We start from the raw sequence: 6,905 nt of genomic DNA on the forward strand, positions 1-6,905 counted from the left end.
GAAAAAGTTTTGAGTTAAAGATTTAATTTCATAACTGATATGTACCAAATTAGCAATTAGCAATTAGCAATTAGCAATTAGCAATTAGCAATTAGCAATTAGCAATTAGCAATTAGCAACTAATAACAGGAAAGATAATGGCAGACAACAAAGTGATTTTTCGCAACCGTGTTGTGGATAAGGGTCAGCTCAAGAAATTGATTTCTTGGTCATTCACTCACTGCGGAACAGCGCGGACGGCAACTCTGGCAGACCGCCTCAAAGATTTGGGTTTCAGATATGCAACTAAAGCCGGGGTTTCTATTAGTGTAGATGACTTGGTAGTGCCACCATCAAAGCGATCGCTAATTGAAGCAGCCGAAGAAGAAATTCGCATAGCCGAAACTCGCTATACAAGGGGCGAAATTACGGGGGTAGAGCGGTTCCAGAAAGTAATTGATACTTGGAATAGCACCTCCGAAGACCTTAAAGATGAAGTTGTGAAGAATTTCCGGGCTTCAGATCCTTTGAACTCCGTGTATATGATGGCTTTCTCTGGGGCGCGGGGCAACATCTCCCAAGTCCGCCAATTAGTAGGAATGCGAGGATTGATGGCAGACCCGCAAGGGGAAATCATTGACTTGCCAATTAAAACTAATTTCCGGGAAGGATTGACAGTCACCGAGTATATTATTTCCTCCTACGGCGCGCGCAAAGGTTTAGTAGACACGGCATTGCGGACGGCGGATTCGGGTTACTTAACGCGCCGCCTTGTTGATGTTTCCCAAGATGTAATTGTCAGAGAATTTGACTGCGGGACTACAAGGGCATTGCGAGTCCGTCCCATGTCTGACGGCCAGAAAATATTGATTCCCCTCAGAGATAGACTATTTGGGCGGGTATTGGCAGCAGATGCGATCGACCCGAAAACGGGAAAACCAGTGCAAGCGGGAGAATTACAGGCAGTTCGCAATCAGGCCTGCGATGAAGAGTTAGCCGTCGCGATCGATAAAAGTGGGTTATCAGAGGTGATGGTGCGATCGCCCCTGACTTGCGAATCAACGCGGTCAGTTTGCCAGCACTGTTATGGTTGGTCGTTAGCCCACGCCGGGATGGTGGATTTGGGAGAAGCGATCGGCATTATTGCCGCGCAGTCGATAGGGGAACCGGGTACGCAGTTAACCATGCGGACTTTCCACACGGGGGGCGTATTTACTGGGGAAGTTGCCAAACAAGAAAAGGCGGAGTTTGCAGGCACGGTCAAGTTTCAGGATTTGCGCGTCCGTCCTTTCCGCACCCGACACGGGGAAGACGCATTCGTGGCAGAAAATAATGGCCTGTTAGTGCTGACGGGGGCTGAGGGTTCTCAGGGTAAAAAAGCTAAAGCCCAGAAAGTAGCGATCGCTGTCGTCCAAGGTTCGACGCTGATGGTCAAAGATGGGGCAACGGTGCAACCAGGGGATTTCTTAGCAGAAGTGCCTCTGGCCGGTCGCGCCGCCCGGAAAACTACGGAAAAAGTGACTAAAGACGTAGCGACAGATTTAGCTGGCGAGGTCAAATTCGATGGCGTAGTCCCCGAAGAAAAAACCGACCGCCAAGGGAACACCACCCGCATTGCTTCCAGGGGAGGCTTGATCTGGATTTTATCGGGGTCAGCCTACAACTTACCGCCCTCGGCAGAACCCGCAGTCAAGAATGGCGATCGCATTAAATCCGGCGGCGTACTGGCCCAAACCAAGCTAGTCTCAGAACATGGCGGTCTGGTGCGGATTGCTGACCAGCGGGAAATCGAAATTATCACCGCTTCCGTGCTCCTAGACCGAGCTAAAGTGCGAGTAGAAAGTGCCGGCGGCCGCGACCACTATACGATTGAAACCATTGAAGAAGGCACTGGGGACTGGGGACTAGCGAGTAGGGGAGGAGAAGAAGAAAATTCTGCCTCTTCTCCCTCTTCCCTAGCCCCTAGCCCCTCTCCCCTAGCCCCTTCTAAAGTACAGCGGTTTTCGCTGTTAGCTACTCCCGGCTCTAAGGTACAAAATGGGGAAGTTGTCGCTGAGTTAATGGACGATACTTACCGCACTGCCACCGGGGGCATTATCAAATATGCCGGTGTGGAAGTACACAAGCGCGGTAAGGCAAAACTGGGCTACGAAGTAGTCAAAGGCGGCACCTTACTCTGGGTTCCCGAAGAGTGCCACGAGGTAAATAAGGATATTTCCTTGCTGTTAGTAGAAGACGGTCAATATGTCGAAGCTGGGGCAGAAGTCGTCAAGGATATTTTCTGTCAAACTAACGGCGTAGTCGAGGTGATGCAGAAAAATGACATCCTCCGCGAAATTGTGATTAAACCAGGGGAACTGCATTTAATTGATGGCCCCGTTGGTGCTTTGGCAGAAGGCAAAATCGTCAATCCCGGCACGGAAGTGATACCAGGCCTGGTTGTCGAAGAACTGAGATATGCCGAGTATGTGGAGACTACCGAGGGCCCAGCCTTATTATTGCGGCCAGTAGTAGAGTTTCCCGTACCCGATCGTCCCAGCGTACCTTCTCAAACGGCGATCAGCGAATCCATTGCCCTACGAGCCGTACAGCGCCTACCTTATAAAGATGGGGAACGGGTGAAGTCAGTCGATGGCCTGGAGTTATTGCGGACGCAGTTGGTGCTAGAAATTGGTAACGATGCCCCCTATTTAGCTGCGGATATTGAACTGTTGCCCGATGAAGAAGAACCGGGTTCGATGCGTTTGCAACTGGTGATTCTGGAATCTCTGGCGATTCGACGAGATGCGATCGCAGATTCTACTCAGGGCAGTACGAATACTGGCTTGTTAGTGAAAGATGGCGATGTCATCGCGCCGGGGGCAGTGGTGGCGCGGACGGAAATTCTCTGTAAGGAATCTGGGGAAATTCGCGGTATTCGTTCTCGCAGTAACGAACCTGTACGCCGGATTTTAATCGTTCGCGATGCCGATTTAATGTCAATTGAGGTTTCCGGGGCTCTGGCAATACAGCCGGGTTCTCTGGTGGTGGCCGGTGCGGAAATTGCCCCCGGAGTGTTTATTGAGGAATCTGGTCAGGTGATTTCTGTGGAGGCAATAGCAAGCGAGAACGCAGAGGGGGCCACATCCGCCGTAGCTGTTCCCAAGCACCGCTTAACGATGCGAATTGCTCGGCCTTATCGGGTTTCCAATGGTGCTGTTCTCCACGTCCAAGATGGCGATTTAGTACAACGGGGTGACAACTTAGTGATTCTGGTCTTTGAACGAGCGAAGACGGGAGACATCATCCAAGGGTTGCCTCGGATTGAAGAGTTGCTGGAAGCCCGGAAGCCAAAGGAAGCCTGTATTTTGGCTAAGCGGGCTGGTGTTGCTCAAGTCGATATGGATGAAGACGGGGCAGGTATGAAGGTAATTGAGGATGATGGTCGGATTGAAGATTATCCGATGTTACCTGGTCAGAATGTGGTTGTGTCTGAGGGGCAACGGGTGGAGGCTGCCGATCCTTTGACCGATGGCCCAGCGAATCCCCATGAGATTGTGGAGATTTTCTTCTCGGCTCTCAAGGAGCGCGGGGTTTCTACTTGGGATGCTGCTTTGCAGAGTTTCCAGCAGGTACAGGCGTTTTTGGTGAATGGGGTGCAAGAGGTTTATCAGTCTCAGGGGATTGATATTTCTGATAAGCACATTGAGGTCATCGTCCGCCAGATGACGAATAAGGTGCGGATTGATGATGGTGGCGATACGACGATGTTGCCTGGGGAACTGGTGGAGTTGCGGCAGGTGGAACAGGTGAATGAGGCGATGAGTATTACTGGTGGTGCGCCGGCGGATTATACTCCCGTGCTACTGGGGATTACTAAGGCTTCCCTGAATACTGATTCGTTTATCTCGGCGGCTTCCTTCCAAGAGACGACGCGGGTGTTGACTGAGGCGGCGATAGAGGGTAAGTCTGATTGGCTGCGAGGCCTGAAGGAAAACGTGATCATCGGGCGGTTGATTCCGGCTGGGACTGGATTCAATGCCTATGAGGATTCTATGAATGCCGATCTAGCTTACGATGCTGGGGTATTTGATGAGGGAGTTGAAGGGGTTGAGGATGTGGTTCTCGACGATCGCATTGCTCGCCGCGCTTATACGTCTGACCGCAGTTTTGATGTTAAAAATGCTGCGGACGACGATGCTGATGTCGATATTGATGTCGATGATGAGGATGATGATGATTTTGAGGAGGAGGCGATCGTTATTGATGATGAATTAGAAGAGGGCGCTGAGGATGCGATCTCTTCAATCATGGAGGATGATGACATGATTGGCTATGACTTTGATGAGGATGAAGATTAAAAGTTAGGGGCTAGGGGCTAGGGGCTAGGGGCTAGGGAAGAGAGGCTAGGGAAATAAAGGGAAGAGAGAGGTAGAGGTTAAAAGAAATCAGCAGCTTTCTTCTTCTCTTGCCCTATTTTCTAGCCCCTAACCCCTTTCTTCCCTGAGCATCGGAGCATCGGAGCATCGTAACCCCTTCTTCCCTAGCCCCCAGCCCCTAGCCTTTAACCCCTTCTTCCCTTCTTCCCTAGCCCCTAGCCCCTAGCCCCTAGCCCCTCTTCTCTAGCTATTTAAGTTGCGCTGTTGTGACGTAAAGCTCTTTTGTTATGTCAAGACGGCGCACTTTTAGTTTTAGGTTTTGACCAACTCTGCTATTTTCTACGATGTTTTGTACTTGAGCGGCGCTGGTGACAGCTTCGTTGTCAATCTCGACTATGACATCGCCACTGCGAATTCCAGCTTTTAGAGCGGGGGTATCAGGCATAACTCGCATAACCAGTACGCCTTTTATTTCTGACACTCTAAAAGGAGCATTGGGGTCAGCGTTATTTTCTCTGGCGATTTCTGGGGTAAGCGTGACCATTTGGATGCCTAAGAAGGGGTGGCTGACTTCTTCTCCTTTGGCTAATTGGGTGATAATTGTTTTTGCTTTGTTAATGGGGATGGCGAAGCCTATTCCCATTGCATCAGGACGAATGGCTGTGTTAATGCCGATTACTTCTCCAGAGTCATTGAGGAGAGGGCCGCCGGAGTTGCCGGGGTTGATGGCTGCGTCAGTTTGAATGAAGTCGAGCCGCTTGTCGGGGATGCCAACTGCTGCGGATGAGCGTTTGAGGGTGCTGATGATGCCGAGGGTTACGGTGTTGTCAAATCCAAGGGGGTTGCCGACTGCGATCGCCCAGTCTCCTACTTCTACAACATCGGAGTTTCCTAAGCTAGCAATGGGTAAATTGCTACTTGGGGCGGTAATTTTAACTGCGGCTAAGTCTGTGATTTCGTCTGTACCGAGTACTTCTCCTGTATAGATAGTACCGTCGTTTAAGGTGACTGTTACTTTATCTGCGCGATCGACTACGTGGGCGTTTGTGAGTACAATCCCACTTTTGTCGATGATGAAGCCGGAACCTTGACCTCGGAGGCGCTCTGAGCGCGGAATTTGGGAGCGTAAGTCGTCTCCAAAAAAGCGACCGAATAAGGGATCGTTATAAAATGGGTCGAGGGAACGAGTGACTGTACGCTCGGTGTCAATCCTGACTACGGCTGGCCCTACTCGCTTTACCGCTGCGGCGACGAAACTGCCGTGAGTTTCTGGATCTGGGGAACTACGAAGTGCAACTTGAAGCTTTGCAGGTAATATTTGCTGGCTAGAGCTAGGCAGATCGGGGAGGTTTGCAGCGATCGCTGGTTGTGGTGGTAAGCTGAAGCTGAAGGTGGCGATCGCGATCGCCAATGTCATTACCAACAGACGGGCAATACTTTGGGCGCGAAGCGACGGCTGTGAAAACTTTAAAAATCCCATAGCGTCAATCTTTCTCGGACTAGGTTGGTTAAGTTTAGAGAGGTTTTCGTAAACTCTCTGATGTGCAGTTATAGCAACCGCTTTCAGTTATAGCAACCGCCAGGGCGATTAGGGCAAGTACAACTGTTACCTTTAGTCCAGAATCCTTTACAGAGTAACCTCTTGCCTCTTCCCTCTTCCCTAGCCCTGAGCATCGTAGCCCCTAGGGCGTGTTTTCAAACTACAACCATAACCAGATAAAGGCGATCGTAATCATGGCTGTATAATTTGCAGCAAGTTTCTCATATCGTGTAGCAATACGTCTCCATTGCTTAAGTCGGTTGATAGCACGTTCAACAATGTTGCGTTGACGGTAGATTTCCCGACTAAAAGGACCGTGACGGGGTTCATTTGACAGTCGTGGGATGGTAAAACGGATACCTCGCCGTCGTAAGTAACTACGGATACGACGACCTGTGTAGCCTTTATCTCCTACGACTCTTGAAGGACGGATACGGGGACGACCTCGCCCAGAACGTTTGACTGCTCCTTGTTCCATCAATTGTTCTAAAAATATTGACTTCATAAGTTGACCGGGAGTGAGAAGAAAAGTTATCGGTTTACCTTTACCCTCACAACGTATGTGTATTTTTGTGCTAAAGCCACCGCGAGAACGACCTAGTTTCTCCTCTTCTTCACCCCCTTTTTTCCACCTGCGGCGTGTTGGTGGGCACGAATTACAGTTCCATCAACGTAATGCACGTCAAGCGTCTAGGTTTCCTTGTTTGTCCGCATCGGCTTGTAGGTGTTCTAAGACTTGTTTCCAGATATCGGCTTTTTGCCACCGATAAAACCGTGTGGCTATACTTTCCCACTTTCCATAACGTTCTGGTAGGTCTCGCCAGGGCGCACCAGTTCTCAGTATCCACTCCGATGCCATTGACAACCTGTCGGTGGTCGTGATTGGGCTTACCTGTTCGCGGTTTAAGCGGGGGAAGTAGGGGTTTTAACCTTTCCCACTGTTCGGTACTTAAGTCTCCTCTATTCATAAACACACCTGCCTGCGATCGCCTATTTTTAGGATACAACGAGTTTGAAAACACGCCCTA

2 protein-coding genes and 1 pseudogene are annotated in these 6,905 nt (G+C 50.2%); 1 reads left to right on the forward strand and 2 read right to left on the reverse strand.

The window, feature by feature from the left end; all coding sequences use genetic code 11:
• Positions 1-137 precede the first annotated feature (137 nt).
• Positions 138-4,319 (forward strand): DNA-directed RNA polymerase subunit beta', encoded by a 4,182-nt coding sequence (locus tag OSCI_RS26600; protein ID WP_007358327.1) that lies wholly within the window; start codon positions 138-140, stop codon positions 4,317-4,319.
• A gap of 265 nt (positions 4,320-4,584) precedes the next feature.
• On the opposite strand, the gene OSCI_RS26605 is transcribed toward OSCI_RS26600, so the two are convergent.
• Entirely contained in the window at positions 4,585-5,817 is a 1,233-nt protein-coding gene (locus tag OSCI_RS26605) for an HhoA/HhoB/HtrA family serine endopeptidase (RefSeq protein ID WP_019487846.1), read from the reverse strand.
• Positions 5,818-6,037: 220 nt separating this feature from the next.
• A pseudogene (locus OSCI_RS30965) lies at positions 6,038-6,845 on the reverse strand (IS5 family transposase).
• Between the last annotated feature and the right edge of the window lie 60 nt (positions 6,846-6,905).

The sequence above is a fragment of the Kamptonema sp. PCC 6506 genome (assembly GCF_000180455.1).
Classification (GTDB): Bacteria; Cyanobacteriota; Cyanobacteriia; order Cyanobacteriales; family Microcoleaceae; genus Kamptonema; species Kamptonema formosum.

Bases quoted from the DNA above. Each gene is read 5' to 3' on its own strand.
- OSCI_RS26600 (WP_007358327.1), top strand. From the start codon at position 138: ATGGCAGACAACAAAGTGATTTTTCGCAACCGTGTTGTGGATAAGGGT.
- OSCI_RS26605 (WP_019487846.1), bottom strand. From the start codon at position 5,817: ATGGGATTTTTAAAGTTTTCACAGCCGTCGCTTCGCGCCCAAAGTATT.